At 75.3% G+C, this 18,373-nt stretch carries 2 protein-coding genes; both read right to left on the bottom strand.

The window, feature by feature from the left end:
- Position 1 precedes the first annotated feature (1 nt).
- A complete protein-coding gene (locus tag ABZX11_RS19350; RefSeq protein WP_354914609.1) occupies positions 2 to 14,941 on the bottom strand; it encodes a type I polyketide synthase in 14,940 nt (4,979 codons plus the stop codon).
- A 33-nt stretch (positions 14,942 to 14,974) separates the two neighbouring features.
- On the bottom strand, positions 14,975 to 18,172 hold the full coding sequence (locus ABZX11_RS19345; RefSeq protein WP_354914607.1) for an SDR family NAD(P)-dependent oxidoreductase: 3,198 nt from the start codon (positions 18,170 to 18,172) through the stop codon (positions 14,975 to 14,977).
- Positions 18,173 to 18,373: the final 201 nt, after the last annotated feature.

The following is an 18,373-nucleotide window of genomic DNA, read 5'->3' as shown; positions in this document are numbered from 1 at the left end:
GTCAGGAGATGCCGAACTCTTTGCCGAGGAGGTCGAACATCTCCTCGTCGCTGGCCGAGTCGAGGCTCGGGGCGGCCGGGCCGCCCGTCCAGCCCGCCGTGAGCTGCCGCAGCTGCTCGGCAACGCGGGCGCGATCGGCTTCGCCGAGGGTGGCGCCGACGCGGCTCAGCTGGTCGAGCAGGCCGTCGACCCCGGGCTCGTCGTCCCGCAGTTCCGCGGTCAGGTGCCGGGCCAGCGCGGACGGCGACGGGTGGTCGAAGACCAGCGTCGCGGGCAGGTTCAGCCCGGTGACGCGGTCCAGGCGGTTGCGGAGCTCGACCGCGGTCAGCGACGTGAAGCCGGTTTCGCTGAACGCCCGGTCCGGGGCCACGTCGGCGGCCCGGCCGTGGCCGAGGACCGCTGCCACGTGCTCTCGGACGACGGTCAACACGAGCTCGCCTGCGTCACCCGCGGACAGCCCGGCCAGCCGGTCGCCGAGGTGCACGGGCGCCGCCGCGACCGGAGCCGCCGGGGCCAGTTCGGCGAAGAGCGGCCGGACGGCCGGGTAGGTGTCCCAGTCGATGTCGGCGACGACCGACGACCGGGTGAGCCTGCCGAGGGCCGCCGCGGCGTCGGCCGCGGGCAGCGGGGTGACCCCGGCGCGCCGCATCCGATCGGCGTTTTCGGCGGCCATCCCCTCACCCGCCCACGGGCCCCACGCGATCGCGGCGGCCGAGCGGCCCGACGCGCGACGGCGCTGGGCGAGGGCGTCCAGCTCGGCGTTGGCGGCCGCGTAGTTCGCCTGTCCCGCGGCGCCGACCGCGCCGGCGAGCGAGGAGAACAGCACGAAGGCGTCGAGGTCGCCGGTCAGCTCGTCGAGGAGCCGGGCGCCGGTCACCTTGGCCCGCAGGACCTCGGCGAACCGGTCGCCGGTCAGGGTGTCGACCACGCCGTCGTCGAGGACGCCCGCGGCGTGCACCACCGCGGTCACCGGGTGCTCGGCGAGCAGCGCCGCGACCGCGTCCCGGTCGGCGACGTCGCAGGAGACGACCGTCACCCGCTCGTCCGGTGCTTCGCCGCCACTGCGGCTCGCCAGGACGACGTGCCCGGCGCCGTGGTCCAGCAGCCAGCGGGTGACGTGCCCGCCGAGGGCCCCGGTGCCGCCGGTGACGAGCACCGTGCCGGTCGGCGTCCACTGTGGACCCCGCCCGGTGTCCCGGACGAGGCGGCGGGCGAAGACGCCGGAGGACCGGAGGGCGATTTCCTCCTCGCCTCCGGCGGCGAGCACCGCGCACAGCCGCTCGCCGTCTTCGGCGGTCAGGGTGGGCGGCAGGTCGATCAAGCCGCCCCAGCGGTTCGGGTGCTCCAGCGCGACCGTCCGGCCGAAGCCCCAGAACTGGGCCTGGGCCGGGTCCGCGACGGCCTCGCCGTCCGCCGTCGCGACCGCGCCGCGGGTGGCGCACCACAGCGGGGCGGTGACCCCGGCGTCGCCCAGGCCCTGGACCAGCGCAAGCGTTTGCGGGAGCCCGGCGGCCACGGCCGACCCCGGCGTGCCGGGCGCGAACGCGAGCAGCGACAGGGCCCCGACCGGCGTGGCGGCTTCTTCCGCCAGCTTGGCCTCGACCAGCTTCGCGACCGTGATGCGGTCGGCGTCCTCGGGCACCCGGACGACCAGCGGCCGCGCCCCGGCTGTCGCGAAGGCGCCGGCCACCGCCGTCACCGCGCTCGGGTCGCCGAGGGTCTCGGGCAGGACGAACAGCCAGTCGCCCGACACCCCGGCGGGTTCCTCGCGCAGCTTGCGCCAGGCGACGCGGTAGCGCCAGGAGTCCGCGGCGGACCGGGCGTCCCGTCGCCAGCCGGAAAGGGCCGGGAGGGCGGGGGCGATGGCGGCGCGCTGGTCGCCGTCGAGCCCGAGCAGCGAGCCGAGCGCCTCCAGGTCCTCGCCTTCGACGGCCGCCCAGAACTCGGCGTCCCCTTCGGACACCGGCGCGGCCGGCGCGGGCTCGGGCCAGAACCGCTGCCGCCGGAAGGGGTAGGTGGGCAGGTCGACCGGGCCGGCCTGCGGGAAGAACGCGGCCCAGTCGACGGCCACGCCGTGGGCGTGGACCGTGCTCAGCGCCGAGAGCAGTGCTCGCTCTTCGGAGCGGTCGCGCCGCAACGCCGGGACCGCGACGCCGGGCACCATCGCGCTGAGCACCCCGTCGGGCCCCAGTTCCAGGAAGATCCGGGTGCCTTCGGCTTCGAGAGTGGCGACCCCGTCGGCGAAGCGGACCGCCTCCCGCACGTGCCGCACCCAGTAGTCCGCGGTGAACGGCCCGGCGAGCGCACCGGTCACGTTCGAGAGCACCGGGATCTCGGCCGGGTGGTAGGTCAGGGTGTCCGCGACCGCGCGGAACTCGTCGAGCATCGGGTCCATCAGCGGGGAGTGGAAGGCGTGGCTCACGGTGAGCCGCTTGGTCTTCACACCCCGCGCGGCGAACTCCGCGGCGATCGCCAGTACCGCGGTCTCGTCGCCGGAGACGACGACCGACTCGGGGCCGTTGACCGCGGCGATCGAGACCCCCTCGGTCAGGGTGACGGCCGACTCCGGCGCGGCGATCGAGACCATCGCCCCGCCGGCGGGCAGCGCCTGCATGAGCGTGGCCCGGGCGGCGACCAGCGCGCAGGCGCCGGGCAGCGTCATGACCCCGGCGACGTGCGCGGCGACCAGCTCGCCGATCGAGTGCCCGCCGACGAAGTCCGGGCGCACGCCCCACGCCGTCACCAGCCGGTACAGGGCGACCTCGACCGCGAACAGCGCGGGCTGGGTGTAGCCGGTCCGGTCGAGCCGCTCGCCGCCGTCGAAGACGATTTCGCGCAGGGACGCATCCAGCAGGCCGTCGAACTCGGCGCACACGGCGTCGAAGGCGTCGGCGAACACCGGGAACCGCTCGTAGAGCTCGCGGCCCATCCCGGCGCGCTGGGCGCCCTGGCCGGTGAACAGCACGGCCAGCCGGCCACCCGGAACCGCGGTGCCGCGCACCGCGTTGTCCAGGTCCGCCAGTCCGGCCAGCAGCTCGTCCCGATCCGCGCCGAGCACGACGGCCCGGTGCTCCAGCGCCGCCCGCCCGGTCGCCAGGGTGCGGCCGACCCGGACCGCCGGCACGTCCTCGCCGACCGCGGAGCGGAGGAGCCGGGCCTGCTCGCGCAGCGCTTGCTCGTCCTTCGCCGACAGCGGCCACACGGTGAGTCCGGTGTGGATGGACGTGGCCGGTTCCGGTTCGCCGGCTTCGAGGACCACGTGGGCGTTGGTGCCGCTGACGCCGAACGCCGACACGCCGGCCCGGCGGGCGCGCCCGGTCTCCGGCCACGGCGTCGCCTCGGTGAGCAGCTTCACCGCCCCGGCCGACCAGTCCACCTGCGACGACGGCGCGTCGACGTGCAGCGTCCGCGGGAGGACGCCGTGGTGCATGGCCATGACCATCTTGATGACGCCGGCGATGCCCGCGGCGGCCTGGGTGTGGCCGAGGTTGGACTTCACCGAGCCCAGCCACAGCGGCGTTTCCCGCTCCTGGCCGTAGGTCGCCAGCAGCGCCTGGGCCTCGATCGGGTCGCCCAGCTTCGTCCCGGTGCCGTGCGCCTCGACCGCGTCCACGTCCGAAGTGGACAGACCGGCGTCGGCCAGCGCGGCGCGGATCACCCGCTGCTGCGAAGGACCGTTCGGAGCCGTCAGGCCGTTGGACGCGCCGTCGGAGTTCACCGCCGAACCGCGCACCACCGCCAGGACCCGGTGGCCGTTGCGGCGGGCGTCCGACAGCCGTTCCAGCAGCACGAGCCCGGCGCCTTCGCCCCAGCCGGTGCCGTCCGCAGCCTCGGCGAAGGCCTTGCACCGGCCGTCGGCGGCCAGGCCGCGCTGCCTGCTGAACTCGACGAAGGTCGCCGGGGTGGCCATCACGGTCGCGCCGCCGGCCAGCGCGAGGTCGCACTCGCCGCGGCGCAGGGCCTGCGCGGCGAGGTGGATGGCGACCAGCGAGGACGAGCACGCGGTGTCGACGGTGAGGGCCGGGCCTTCGAGGCCGAAGGCGTAGGCCAGCCGGCCGGACACGACCGCGGCGGCGTTGCCGGTGCCGATGAAGCCGCCGACCTCGTCGCCCGCCGCGCCGAGCAGGCCCGCGTAGTCCTGGCCGTTGGTGCCGGCGAACACGCCGGTGCGGCTGCCGCGCAGCGCGTGCGGGTCGATCCCGGCCCGCTCGAAGACCTCCCAGGTGATCTCCAGCAGCAGGCGCTGCTGCGGGTCCATGGCGAGGGCTTCGCGGGGCGAGATGCCGAAGAAGGCGGCGTCGAACTCCGTGGCCGTGTCGAGGAAGCCGCCGTCGCGGGCGTAGCTGTGGCCGCTCTTGCCCGGGTCCGGGTCGTAGAGCGCGCCGAGGTCCCAGCCGCGGTCCTCGGGCAGGCCGGTCATCGCGTCGACGCCGTCTTCCACGAGCCGCCAGAGGTCCTCCGGTGTGGCCACCGCGCCGGGGAACCGGCAGCCCATCGCGACGAGGGCGATCGGCTCGTCGCCGCCGGTGCGGGCCGGTGCGGCCGCGGCCGGTTCGGGCAGGCGGCCGAGCAGCTCGCGGTGCAGGTGCCGGGCCAGCGCGGCCGGCGTCGGGTGGTCGAACACGCACGTCGCGGGCAGGCTCAGCCCGGTCGCGGAGTCGAGGCGGTTGCGCAGCTCGACAGCGGTCAGGGAGGTGAACCCGCTGTCGGAGAAGGCGCGCTCGGGGTCGACCGCGGCCGCGTCGGGGTAGCCGAGCACGGCCGCGACGTGCGTGCGGGTCAGGTCGAGGACCGTACGGGCGGCGTCCGCCTCGGACAGCCCGGTGAGCAGCCCCGCCGGTTCGGCCGGGCCCTGCGCGGTTTCGCGCGGCTCACCGAACCCGGTGAACAGCGGCCGGGGCCGGACGGACCGCAGCGCCGGGAGGTAGACGTCCCAGTCGAGGTCGGCCACCACGGCCAGCGGGGTGTCACCCGCGGCTTCGAGCGTGAGGGCGTCGAGGGCGAGGCCGGGGTCCAGAGCGCCGACGCCCGCGGCGCGCAGGCGTCGCCGAGCTTCGGCGTCGCCCGCGGCCATGCCGTCGCCCGCCCACGGGCCCCACGCGATCGAGACCGCGGGCTGGCCGGCGGCGTGCCGCTGCTGGGCGAGCGCGTCGAGGTGGGCGTTGGCGGCGGCGTAACTGCCCTGGCCGGCCGCGCCGAACGCACCGGCCATCGAGGAGAACAGGACGAAGGCGTCGAGGTCGCCGGTGAGCGCGGAGAGGTTCTCGGCCGCGGCCGCCTTGGCGCGCAGGACGGTGTCGAAGCGCTCCGGCGTGAGGGACTCGATGACGCCGTCGTCGAGGACGCCCGCCGCGTGCACCACCGCGCGCAGGTCGGCGGGGATGACCGCGGCCAGTGCGTCGCGGTCGGCGGCGTCGCAGGCCAGGATCGAGACCTCGCAGCCGAGGGTGGTCAGCTCGCGTTCGAGGTCCGCGGCACCCGGCGCCGCCGGTCCGCGCCGGCTGAGCAGCACCAGCCGCTCGGCCCCGCTGGTGGCCAGCCGCCGGGCGACTCGGGCGCCGAGGGCTCCCGTGCCGCCGGTGACCAGTACGGTGCCGCGAGGTTGCCAGGACTCCCCCGCTGCGGCCCGCCGTTCCAGCCGCCGGGCGAAGACGCCGGACGGCCGGAGCGCGACCTCGTCTTCGGTGCCGCCGAGGACGGCGGCGAGGCGGGTGCGGCCCCGTTCGTCCAGCTCGGCGGGCAGGTCGACCAGGCCGCCCCAGCGCTGGGGGTACTCCATCGCCGCGGTGCGGCCGAGGCCCCAGACCTGGGCCTGGACCGGGGCTTCGACACGGTCGGCCCGGCCGGCCGCGACCGCGCCGCGGGTCAGGCACCACAGCCGTCCGCCCGCGCCGAGGTCACCGAGGGCCTGGAGCAGGGTGGCCGTGCCCGCCGCGATGCCGTGGCCGCCGTCGGCCAGGGCCAGCAGCGAGAGCACTCCGTCCACTTCGGCCCCGTCGAGGGCCGCGCGGAGGCGTTCGGCGAACTCGGCGCGCGGCAGGAGCGGGTCGATTCGCACCGGCGTTACTCGCGCGCCGCGTTCGAGGATGGCCTGCGCGACCCCGGCCACGACACCGGGCTGACCTTCCTCCGGCACGACCAGCAGCCAGTGCCCGGTGAGTGCGGCGGTGTCCGGCGACACCGGCCGCCACGCGATCCCGTAGCGCCAGGAATCCACAGTGGACTCCTGGTGGCGTCGCCGGTACCAGGCCGACAGGGCCGGGGTGACCGCCTCGGCGACGGCCGCGTCCAGCTCGAGCTCGGCGGCCAGCTTGCCGCTGCGGACGACGTCCCAGAAACCCGAGTCGCCACCCGGGGCCACGCCGGGTTCCGGGGCGAGCCAGTAGCTGCGGTGCCGGAAGGCGTAGGTGGGCAGGTCGACCCGGCGGGCGCCCGGGAAGAACGGCGTCCAGTCGACGTCCACGCCGTGGACGTGAGCAGTGCTCAACGCGGTGAGCAGTGCTTTCTCTTCGGAGCGGTCGCGGCGCAACGCCGGGATCGCGATGCCCGGCACCATCGCGCTGAGCACGGCGTCCGGCCCCAGCTCCAGGAACACGTCGACCCCGGCGGCGTCCAGAGTGGACACTCCGTCGGCGAAGCGGACGGTCTCGCGCACGTGCCGCACCCAGTACTCCGCCGTGAACGGCGAAGCGAGCGCACCGCTCACGTTCGAGATCACCGGTATCTGCGCCGGGTGGTAGGTCAGCGACTCCGCCACCGCGCGGAAATCGGCGAGCATCGGGTCCATCGAGGACGAATGGAACGCGTGACTCACCGGCAGCCGCTTGGTCTTCGGGAACTTCGCCGCGATCTCCAGGACCGCGGCCTCCTCGCCGGAGATCACGACCGACTCCGGCCCGTTGACGGCCGCGAGGGAGACGCCCTCGGTCAGCGTGATGGCCGATTCGGGCGCGGCGATCGACACCATGGCCCCGCCCGGCGGCAGCGCCTGCATCAGCGACGCACGGGCCGACACCAGCCGGCACGCGTCGGCCAGCGTGAGCACCCCGGCGACGTGGGCGGCCGAGATCTCGCCGATCGAGTGCCCCGCCACGAAGTCCGGACGGACCCCGAAGGACGAAACCAGCCGGAACAGCGCGACCTCGACGGCGAACAGCGCCGGCTGGGTGACGCCGGTGTCGTCGAGCGGCTCGGCGCCGTCGAGGACCCGTTCGCGCAGGCCGGGGAAGTGCGCGCAGACCGCGTCGAACGCCTCCGCGTACACCGGGAACCGCTCGTACAGCTCGCGGCCCATGCCCGGTCGCTGCGCGCCCTGGCCGGTGAACAGCACGGCGAGCCGGCGGTCCGGCCGCGCGACCCCGGTCACCGGCGGGTTCGCCAGCGCGGCCAGGAGTTCGGCGCGGTCGTGGCCGAACACCACGAGCCGGTGTTCGAGGGCCGCCCGGGTCTCGGCCAGCGAGAAGCCGACGTCGACCGGGGACAGCGAGGGGTGGGCCTCGACGTGCGCACGGAGGCGTCCGGCCTGCGCGGCGAGCGCGTCGGCATCGCGGGCGGACAGCAGCCACGGCACGGGGCCGGTGCTTTCGGGGCGCTCGGGTGCGGGCGGAGCGGCCGGGGCCTGCTCGATGATCGTGTGCGCGTTGGTGCCGGAGATGCCGAACGACGAGATGCCGGCGCGGCGCGGCCGTCCGGTGTCCGGCCAGCGGCGGGCCTCGGTGAGCAGTTCGATCGCGCCGGACTCCCAGTCGACGCGCGACGACGGCGCGTCGACGTGCAACGTCCGCGGCAGCACGCCGTGCCGCAGCGCCATGACGACCTTGATCACCCCGGCGATGCCCGCGGCGGCCTGGGTGTGCCCGAGGTTGGACTTGAGCGAGCCGAGCCACAGCGGCTCGTCGCGGTCCTGCCCGTAGGTGGCCAGCAGGGCCTGTGCCTCGATCGGGTCACCGAGCGTCGTGCCGGTGCCGTGCGCCTCGACCGCGTCCACTTCGGACGGACGCAGGCCCGCGCCGGCCAGCGCGGCGCGGATCACCCGCTGCTGCGACGGGCCGTTCGGGGCGGTCAGGCCGTTGGACGCGCCGTCGGAGTTGACCGCCGAACCGCGGACGAGCGCCAGGACTGCGTGGCCGTTCCGCCGGGCGTCGGACAGCCGTTCCAGCAGCACGAGACCGGCGCCTTCGCCCCAGCCGGTGCCGTCCGCGGCCTCGGCGAAGGCCTTGCAGCGGCCGTCGGAGGCGAGGCCGCCCTGCCGGTCGAACTCGACGAACATGCCGGGCTGGGCCATCACGGCGACGCCGCCGGCCAGCGCGAGGTCGCACTCGCCGCGGCGTAGCGCCTGTGCCGCCCAGTGCAGCGCGACCAGCGACGACGAACAGGCCGTGTCGATCGAGACGGCGGGGCCCTCGAAGCCGAAGGTGTAGGACACGCGGCCGGAGACGACGCTGGTCGCGTTGCCGGTCAGCAGGTGGCCTTCGACGCCGGACGCCACCTCGGCCACGCCGCTGCCGTAGGCCTGGTGCGCGGCGCCGACGAAGACGCCGGTACTGCTGCCGCGCAGCGAGCGCGGGTCGATCCCGGCGCGTTCCAGTGCCTCCCAGGAGATCTCCAGCAGCAGCCGCTGCTGCGGGTCCATCGCGAGGGCTTCGTGCGGGGAGATGCCGAAGAACTCGGCGTCGAAGCCGCCGGCGTCGTGCACGAACCCGCCCTCGGCGGCGCCGAGGGCCGCGAGGTCCCAGCCGCGGTCGGCGGGCAGCGCGGTGAGCGCGTCGCGGCCGGTTTCGACCAGGCGCCACAGGTCCTCCGGGGACGTCACCTCGCCCGGGTAGCGGCAGCTCATCGCGACGATGGCGATCGGGTCGCCGTCGGTGGCGGTGGTGATCGCCGCCGTCGTGGCCGGACCGGCGTCGCCGATCAGCTCGGCCTGCAGCAGCGCGGCGAGCGCCTGCGGGTTGGGGTGGTCGAAGATGACCGTGGCCGGCAGGCGCAGGCCGGTCACCGCGGTGAGGCGGTTGCGCAGTTCCACCGCGGTCAGGGAGTCGAAACCCAGGTCCTTGAACGCCTTGGCGGGTTCGACGGCGTCGGCGCCGTCGTGGCCGAGGACCGCCGCGACGTGGGTGCGGACGAGGTCGAGCAGGAACCGGCGGACGTCGTCGCCGCTCAGCCCGGCCAGCCGGGCGGCGAGCCCGTCGGTCCCGGACGGCAGCCCGGCCGCCCGGCGGGTCCGCACGCGGACCAGGCCGTGCCACAGCGCGGGCAGGTGCTCGGCCTGGGCGCGCAGGGCGGCGAGGTCGACGCGGACCGGGACCACGCAGGCGGCGCCGGCGACCTGGGCGGCGTCGAACAGCGCCAGGGCTTCCTCGGTGCCCAGCGCGCCGATGCCGGACCGCGCGATCCGGGAAAGGTCCTCGTCGTCGAGGCCGGCGGTCATGCCGCTCGCCGCGGCCCACTGGCCCCAGGCGAGGGAGACGCCGGGCAGGCCCTCGGCGCGGCGGCGGGCGGCGAGCGCGTCGAGTGCGGCGTTGGCGGCCGCGTAGCCGGCCTGGCCCGCGGCGCCGGCGACCCCGGCGAGGGAGGAGTACAGCGCGAACCAGGCGAGGTCGCGGTCGCGGGTCAGTGCGTCCAGGTGCAGGGCGGCGTCGGTCTTGGGGCGGAGGACGGTGCCGAGCCGCTCGGGGGTGAGCGAGGCGATGACCCCGTCGTCGAGGACGCCCGCGGTGTGCACGACACCGGTCAGGTTCACCGGGGCGAGCAGGGCTTCGAGCTCCGCCCGGTTCGCGACGTCGCAGCTCTCGACGCGCACGGTGGCGCCGGCGGCCGTCAGTTCGGCGACCAGCTCGGCCGCGCCCGGGGCGTCGGGGCCGCGACGGCTGGTCAGCAGGAGGTTCTTGACGCCGTGGGTGGTCACGAGGTGCCGGGCCACGAGAGCGCCGAGGGTGCCGGTGCCGCCGGTGACGAGCACGGTGCCATCGGGGTCCGGCGGCACCGGGAGGGTGAGGACGTTCTTGCCGACGTGCTTGGCCTGGCTGATGAACCGGAACGCGTCGGGGGCGCGGACGACGTCCCAGGTCCTGGTGGGCAGGGGGTGCAGCGCGCCGTCGGCGAACAGCGCCAGCAGGTGGCGCAGGATCTCCTGGATCCGGTCCGGGCCGGGGTCGCCGAGGTCGAAGGGGAGGTAGGTGACGTCTTCGGGGTCGCGCAGGTCGGTTTTGCCCATCTCGAGGAACCGGCCGCCGGGGGTGAGCAGGCCGAGCGAGGCGTCGATGAAGGGGCCGGTCAGCGAGTTGAGGACGACGTCGACGCGGGGGAACTGCGTCGCGAACCCGAGGTCCCGCGACGACGCGACGTGCTCGACACCGAGGGCGCGGACGGCGTCCTGCTTGGCCGGGCTCGCCGTGGCGAACACCTCGGCGTTCCGGTGGCGGGCGAGCTGGACGGCGGCCATCCCGACGCCGCCGGCGGCCGCGTGGACGAGCACGGACTGGCCGGCGGCCAGGTGACCGAGGTCGAAGAGGGCGTAGTAGGCGGTGACGAAGGCGACGGGCACGGACGCGGCCTCGGCGAAGGTCCAGCCGCCGGGGACGGGGACGAGCAGCCGGGCATCGGTCACCGCCTCGGGGCCGAACGCCCCGGTGAACAGCCCGAAAACCCGGTCGCCGACGGCGAGCCCGGTGACGCCCGTGCCGACCTCGGTGACGATCCCGGCGGCTTCCGAGCCGAGGACGGCGGCCGGGTCGGGGTACATGCCGAGGGCGATCAGGACGTCCCGGAAGTTGACGCCGGCGGCCCGGACGGCGACCCGGACTTCGCCTTCGGCGAGCGGGGTTTCCGGCTGGGGGCGGAGGGCGAGGTCGTCGAGGGTGGTGCCGGTGGTGGTGAGCCGCCAGTGCTGGTCCGGGACGGCGAGGGCCTGGGCGCGGGCCAGGCGCGGGGCGGTGAAGACGCCGTCGCGGAGGTCGATCTGCGGTTCGGCGGGGAGGGTGGCGAGGTCGGGGTGCGGGGAGCCGTCGAGGTCGAGCAGCTGGAACCGGCCGGGGTGCTCGGTCTGGGCGGACCGGACGAGGCCCCGGGCGGCGGCGCCGGCCGGGTCGGTTTCGGCGTCGCGGGTGACGACGACCAGGCGGCCCGGGTGGTCGGCGGCGAGCCAGTCGTGGACGAGGGTGAGGGCTTGGCCGGTGGCTTCGTGGACGTTTTGGGCTGCTATGACGGCGAAGACGAGGTCGGCTTCGGTGTCCATTTCGGACACGGTGGGGAGGTCGAGGCCGTGTTCGCCTTCCCCGAGCGCGACGGCCCGGGTTCGCGGACCGGCGGGGACCGGGACCTGGTCGAGGCGGAAGAGCGAGCCGTCCTGGACGGGGGCGGCGGCGGTGGCGGAGATCGGGCGCAGGACGAGGGAATCGACGGAGGCGACCGGGCCCCCGGCGTGGTCCCAGGCTTCGACGGAGACGGCGTTGTCCCCGGCCGGGGAAAGCCGGACGCGGAGGGCGGTGGCGCCCGAGGCGTGCAGGGTGACGCCGCTCCAGGAGAACGGCATGCCACCGGAGCGTGCGGTGGCATGCGCCGAAGCCGCGCTCGCCGCGCCAGTCGCAGCGCTGGCCGAAGGGCCATCAGCCGCCGAAACCGCGCCCACGCCCGCGCCGCCGGGCGCAGTGGAGTCGGCCGTCGCGGGAGCGGCCAAACCCAGTGGGTGCAGAGCCGCGTCGAGCAGGGCCGGGTGCAGGCCGAATGCGGCCGCGTCCTCGTGGCACTCCTCCGGGAGCGTCACCTCCGCGTAGGTCTCGTCCCCGAGGCGCCACACCGATCCCAAGCCGTGGAAGGCCGGGCCGTACGTGAACCCCAAGCCCTCCAGCTGCTCGTACAGCCCGTCCGTCGGAACCCGCGCTGCTCCCGGCGGGGGCCACTCCGGCAGGTCGGCCGCCGGTGCGCCGCCCGGGGCCAGCAGGCCGCCGGCGTGGCGGGTCCAGGTGTCCTCGCCCGGTGCCGTGCCGTCGTCCGGGCGGGAGTACAGCGTCAGCTCGCGGCGGCCCTCGCCGTCCGGTGGGCCGACGTAGACCTGGACCGCCACCCCGCCGCGCGCCGGCAAAACCAGCGGAGCTTCCAGGGTCAGCTCCTCGACGACGTCGCATCCCACCTGGTCGCCCGCCCGGACCGCCAGTTCCAGCAGCGCCGTCCCCGGGACCAGGACCGTGCCGCCCAGGGCGTGCCCCGACAGCCACGGCTGGGCCTCCGGCGACAGCCGCCCGGTGAAGACGACGCCGTCGTGGCCGGCCAGGCTCACCGCCGCGCCCAGCAGCGGGTGGTCCAGTGCGCCGAGGCCCAGCGATCCCGCGTCCCCGTGCGCGACGCCGCCGCGTGGCCAGAACCGCTCGCGCTGGAACGCGTACGAGGGCAGGTCGATCCGGCGGCCGCCGGGGAAGAACGGCGTCCAGTCGACGTCCACCCCGTGGACGTGCACCGTGCTCAACGCGGTGAGCAGTGCTCTCTCTTCGGAGCGGCCTTCCCGCAACGCCGGGACGGCCACCCCGGGCACCATCGAGCTGAGCACCCCGTCGGGCCCGAGTTCCAGGAACACCCCGGCCCCGGCGGCCTCCAAAGTGGACACCCCATCGGCGAACCGGACCGCTTCCCGCACGTGCCGCACCCAATACTCCGCCGTGAACGGCTCAGCAAGCGCACCGCTCACATTCGAGATCACCGGAATCTCCGCCGGGTGATACGTGAGAGACTCCGCCACCGCGCGGAACTCCGCCAGCATCGGATCCATCAACGGCGAATGGAACGCATGACTCACCGAAAGCCGCTTCGTCTTCGGGAACCGAGCCGCGATCGCCAGCACCGCGGCCTCCTCGCCCGAAATCACCACCGACTCCGGCCCGTTCACCGCCGCAATCGAAACACCCTCGGCCAGCTCGATCGCCGACTCCGGCGCAGCGATCGACACCATCGCCCCACCCGACGGCAACGCCTGCATCAACGACGCCCGGGCGGAAACCAAGCGACAGGCGTCTTCCAGAGACAACACCCCGGCCACATGCGCCGCCGAGATCTCCCCGATCGAATGCCCCGCCAAAAAATCCGGACGAACACCGAACGAAGAAACCAACCGGAACAACGCCACCTCGACCGCGAACAACGCAGGCTGCGTGAACTCCGTCCGATCCAACAGGGAAGCATCGGAGAAAGCGTCACGAAGAGCCGGATCGAAGTGCGCGAGCACCGCATCGAAGGCCTCGGCATACACCGGAAACCGGTCGTACAGAGCCAGCCCCATGCCCACCCGCTGCGCTCCCTGACCGGTGAACAACACGGCCAGCAGGGCATCCGGATCGGCCGTCCCGGTGATGGCGTCTTCGATGTGCGAAAGACCGTCCCGCAGAGAGTCGCGATCGGACCCGAGCACCACCGCCCGCCGGGCGAGCCGCGCCCGGGTGACGGCCAGCGAGTACCCGCCGTCGACCGGGTCGGGGTCCGCGTCCAGCAACCGCCGGGCCTGCGCCCGCAGCGCGGCATCGCTCGCCCCGGACAGCACCCACGGCAGCAGCCCGTGCTCGGCATCGGACGCGGGCTCGTCGGGAACCGCGGGCGCCTCCTCGACGATGACGTGCACGTTCGTCCCGCTGACACCGAACGCCGAAACCCCGGCCCGCCGCGGCACCGCGCCGGCGGGCCACGTCCGCGCCGTGGTCAGCAGCTCCACCGCACCCGCCGTCCAGTCCACTTCGGACGAGGGCGCGTCGACGTGCAGCGTGCGCGGCAGCAGCTCGTGCCGCAGCGCCAGCACCATCTTGATGACACCCGCGATGCCGGACGCCGACTGCGTGTGCCCGATGTTCGACTTCAGCGCCCCGAGCCACAGCGGCCGGTCGGCCGGCCGGTCCTGGCCGTACGTCGCCAGCAGGGCCTGCGCCTCGATCGGGTCGCCGAGAGCGGTCCCCGTGCCGTGCGCCTCGACCGCGTCCACGTCCGAAGTGGACAGGCCGGCGTTCGCCAGCGCCGTCCGGATGACGCGCTGCTGCGACGGCCCGTTCGGCGCGGTCAGGCCGTTGGACGCGCCGTCGGAGTTGACCGCCGAGCCGCGGATCACCGCGAGCACCCGGTGCCCGTTGCGCTGGGCGTCGGAGAGCTTCTCCAGCAGCACCATGCCGACGCCCTCGCCCCAGCCGGTGCCGTCGGCGGCGTCGGCGAAGGACTTGCACCGGCCGTCCGCGGCCAGCCCGCGCTGGCGGCTGAACTCCGCGAACGCCAGCGGGCTCACCATCACGGTGACCCCGCCGGCCAGCGCCAGGCCGCATTCGTCCTGCCGCAGCGCCTGGCAGGCCCAGTGCAGCGCGACCAGCGACGACGAACACGCCGTGTCGACGGTGACCGACGGGCCTTCGAGGCCGAAGGTGTAGGACAGCCGCCCGGACATGACGCTGGGCGCCTCACCGGTGAGCAGGTATCCCTCGGAGCCCGCCGCGGCCTGCAGCGTGCTGCTGTAGCCGGACGCGTTCGCGCCGATGAACACGCCGGTCCGGCTGCCGCGCAGGGAAAACGGGTCGAGCCGGGCGCGTTCCAGCAGCTCCCAGGACGTCTCCAGCAGGAGGCGCTGCTGCGGGTCCATCGCCAGCGCTTCGCGCGGCGAGATGCCGAACAGCCCGGGGTCGAACGAAGCCGCGTCGTGGACGAAGCCGCCCTCGGCCGCGCGGGCACCTTCCGCGCCGTACATGCGGTCGACGTCCCAGCCGCGGTCGCCGGGGAAACCCGACATCGCGTCGGTGCCGCCCGCGACGAGGTCCCACAGGTCCTCGGGTGAGGCGACCCCGCCCGGGTACCGGCAGGCGAGGGAGACGATGGCGATCGGCTCCTGCTCCGCCGCCTCCGCCGCCTGCAGCCGCTGCCGGGTCTGGTGCAGGTCGGCGGTCACGCGCTTGAGGTACTCGAGGAGCTTGTCCTGCTCTGCCATCGCCAACCTCATCCGTTCGTCCAGGTCAGGGGGTCAGTGCGCCGGCGGCGGGGAAACCCCGAGCTCGTTGTCGATGAACGCGAAGACCTCGGCCGCCGAGGCGTCCGCCAGCTGCGCCTGCCGCGGGGCCTCCGCCTCCCCGCGCCACTGGTTCAGCAGGGACTTCAGCCGCATCTCGACGCGCAGCCGGACGTTCTCGTCCGGCTGCGCGAGGTCGGTCAGCGACGCCTCCAGCCGGTCGAGCGCGCCGAACGCCGTGTCCGCGGGCGTGCTCCCGGGCGCGATTTCCGCGGCGAGGAACCGGGCCAGCGCGACCGGGGTCGGGTGGTCGAAGACGGCGGTGGCGGCCAGCCGCAGGCCGGTGACCCGGCGCAGCCGGTTGCGCACCTCGACCGCGGTCACCGAGTCGAACCCGAGGTCGCGGAACGGCCGGGTGCTGCCGATCGCCTCGGCCCCGCGGTGGCCGAGCACGGCCGCGGCCTCGGTGCGGACCAGGTCGAGCACGACCCGGTCGCGTTCGGCCTCCGGCAGCGCCGCCAGCCGCTCGCTCCAGGCGCCGTCGTCGCGGACCTCCTGCTCGGCTTCCAGCCGGTCGAGCACCCCGCGAACCGCGGGCAGGTCCTCGATCAGCGGCCGCCGCCGCGACGCGGTGAAGGCGGGCACGAACCGGTCCCAGTCGACGTCGGCCACGGCCAGGAAGGTCTCGTCGCGGTCGAGCGCGCCCTGCAGCGCGGCCACGGCCCGCTCGGGCGCCATCGGCCGCAGGCCACGGCGGCGCAGCTGCTGCTCGCCGTCGTCGGAGGCCATGCCGCCGCCGGCCCACAACCCCCAGGCCACCGACGTCGCCTTCGCCCCGCGGGCGCGGCGCTGTCCGGCGAGCGCGTCCAGGTAGGCGTTCGCGGCGGCGTAGGCGCCCTGGCCCGCGCTGCCCCAGACCCCGGAGTTGGAGGAGAACAGCACGAACGCTTCGAGGTCGTCGCCGAGCAGGGCGTCCAGGTGCGCGGCGCCGGCGACCTTGGCCGCGAGGACGTCTTCGAACTCGTCGAGCCCGGTCTCGGCGAGGGTGCTCGACTGCGGCAGCCCGGCCGCGTGCACGACGGCGGACGGCGGGTGCTCCAGGCCGTCCAGCAGCGCTTCGACGGCCTTGCGCTCGGCGACGTCGCACGCGGCGATGGTCACCGCGCAGCCGTACCCGCGCAGCTCTTCGGCCAGTTCGGCCGCGCCGGGCGCGGCTTCGCCCCGGCGGCTGGTGAGCACGAGGTGCTCGGCGCCGGAGCGGCCCAGCCAGCGGGCGACGTGCGCCCCGAGCGCCCCGGTGCCGCCGGTGACCAGCACGGTTCCGCGCGGCCGCCACGGCGCACCGGCCGGCGCCGGCCGGGCCGGGCGCAGCCGCCGGGCCAGTACGCCGTGGTCCCGGACCGCGAGCTGGTCCTCGCCGCCGGGCTCGGCCAGCAGGCCGGCCAGCCGGTCCGCGGCCCGTTCGTCGAGCACCGCGGGCAGGTCGACCAGCCCGCCCCAGAGGCCGGGGTACTCCAGGCCGATCACCCGGCCGAGGCCCCACAGCTGCGCCGGGACGCTCGACGCCGGGGCGTCGCCGGGCCCGGTGGCCACGGCGCCGCGGGTGAGCAGCCACAGCGGGGCGTCGATGCCGGCGGCGGCCAGCGCCGGGGCGAGCGCGGCCGTCGCGGCCAGGCCTGTGGCGAGCAGCGGGTGCCCGGGCAGCGGCGTTTCGTCCAGGCCCAGCAGGGAAACCACGCCGGTGTACGCCCCCGGCGGCAGCTCCTGCGGCGAGGCGGTGACGACGTCGGCGCCGCGGGCGGCGAGCGCGTCGAGCACCGCGGAGCCGAACCGGCCTGGTCCGGCGGGCACGAGGGCCAGCCAGCGGCCGGACAGCAGCGGCAACGCGGGCTCGGCGACCGGCGTCCAGCCGACAGCGAGGCACCACGAGTCCACAGTGGATTCCTCGGTGCGGCGCGACCGCCAGCGGGTCAGCGCGGGCAGCACCTCGTCGAGCGCGGCGCCGTCGACGCCGAGGACACCCGCCAGGTCGCCGGTTTCCTCCAGCGCCGTCCAGAAGCCGTCATCGGCCGGGGCGGACGGCGCGGGGTCGAGCCAGTAGCGCTGGTGGTCGAAGGCGTAGGTCGGGAGCGGGACGAGCCGGGCGCCTTCGCCGAACGCGGGTGTCCAGTCGAGGTCGACGCCGTGCACCCACGCCTCGGCGAACGAGGTGTACAGCCGATCGAGGCCGCCTTCGCCGCGACGCAGCGTGCCGGTCACCACGGCTTCGTCCACGGTGTCCTGGACGCTCATCGTGAGCACCGGGTGCGGGCTGCATTCGACGAAGGTGCCGTAGCCGTCCTCGGCCAGCCGCCGGACGGCCGCGTCGAAGAGCACCGGGCGGCGCAGGTTGGTGTACCAGTACGGGCCGTCGAGGGCCGCGGTGTCGATCGGCTCGGCGGTCACCGTGGAGCAGAAGGCGATCTCCGAGGACCGCGGCGCCACCGGGGCGAGCAGCTCGCGCAGCTCGGTTTCGATCGCTTCGACCTGGGCCGAGTGCGACGCGTAGTCCACCGGGACCCGCTTGGCGCGGATGCCGTCGGCCTCGCAGGATTCGATCAGCGCGGCCAGGGCGGCCGGCGAGCCGGACACCACCACCGCGGCCGGGCCGTTGACGGCCGCGACCGACAGCCCGTCCGTGAGCCGCGGCTCGACGGTTTCGCGGGAGGCGGCCACCGAGACCATGCCACCGTGTCCGGCGAGGGCCAGGATCGCCTTGCTGCGCAACGCGACCACGCGGGCACCGTCCTCCAGGGACAGTCCGCCCGCGACCACGGCGGCGGCGATCTCGCCCTGGGAGTGGCCGACCACGGCGTCCGGGGCGACCCCGTGTGCGCGCCAGACCTCGGCCAGCGACACCATCACCGCGAACAACGCGGGCTGCACGACGTCGACCCGCTGCAGCGCGGCCTCGTCGCCGAGGACCTCGGGCAGTGACCACTCGACGAACGGCGCCAGCGCGCGTTCGCAGTCCCGCATGCGGGCCGCGAACGCCGGCGACGTGTCCATCAGGTCCAAAGCCATCCCCACCCACTGCGAGCCCTGCCCGGGAAAGACGAAGGCGACCTTGCCCCCGTGGCGGGCGCTGCCCCGCACCAGGCCGGGGACGGCCCGGTCGTGGGCGAGCGCGCCCAGCGTGTCGTGGCCGTCGTGCTCGACGGCGGTCACGAGCACCGCCCGTTGCTCGAACGTAGACCGGGATTTCGCCAGGGAGTACCCCACATCTGCGGCTCGGACCCCCTGTGCGGCCCCTACGCACGCCTGCAGCCGGCCGGCCTGCGCGGCCAGCGAAGCGGGCGTCTTGGCGGACAGGACCCAGGGCACCGGGCCGGGGGCGCCGGGCCCCGTCGGGTCCGGCGGGGACCAAGGGGGGAA

The sequence above is a fragment of the Amycolatopsis sp. NPDC004169 genome, from assembly GCF_040610315.1.
Taxonomy (GTDB): Bacteria; Actinomycetota; Actinomycetes; order Mycobacteriales; family Pseudonocardiaceae; genus Amycolatopsis.
This window is presented reverse-complemented; position numbering and strand designations above follow the sequence as displayed.

What these genes read in the sequence shown, in the direction of transcription:
- ABZX11_RS19350 (WP_354914609.1), bottom strand. Translation starts at nt 14,941, where the DNA reads ATGGCAGAGCAGGACAAGCTCCTCGAGTACCTCAAGCGCGTGACCGCC.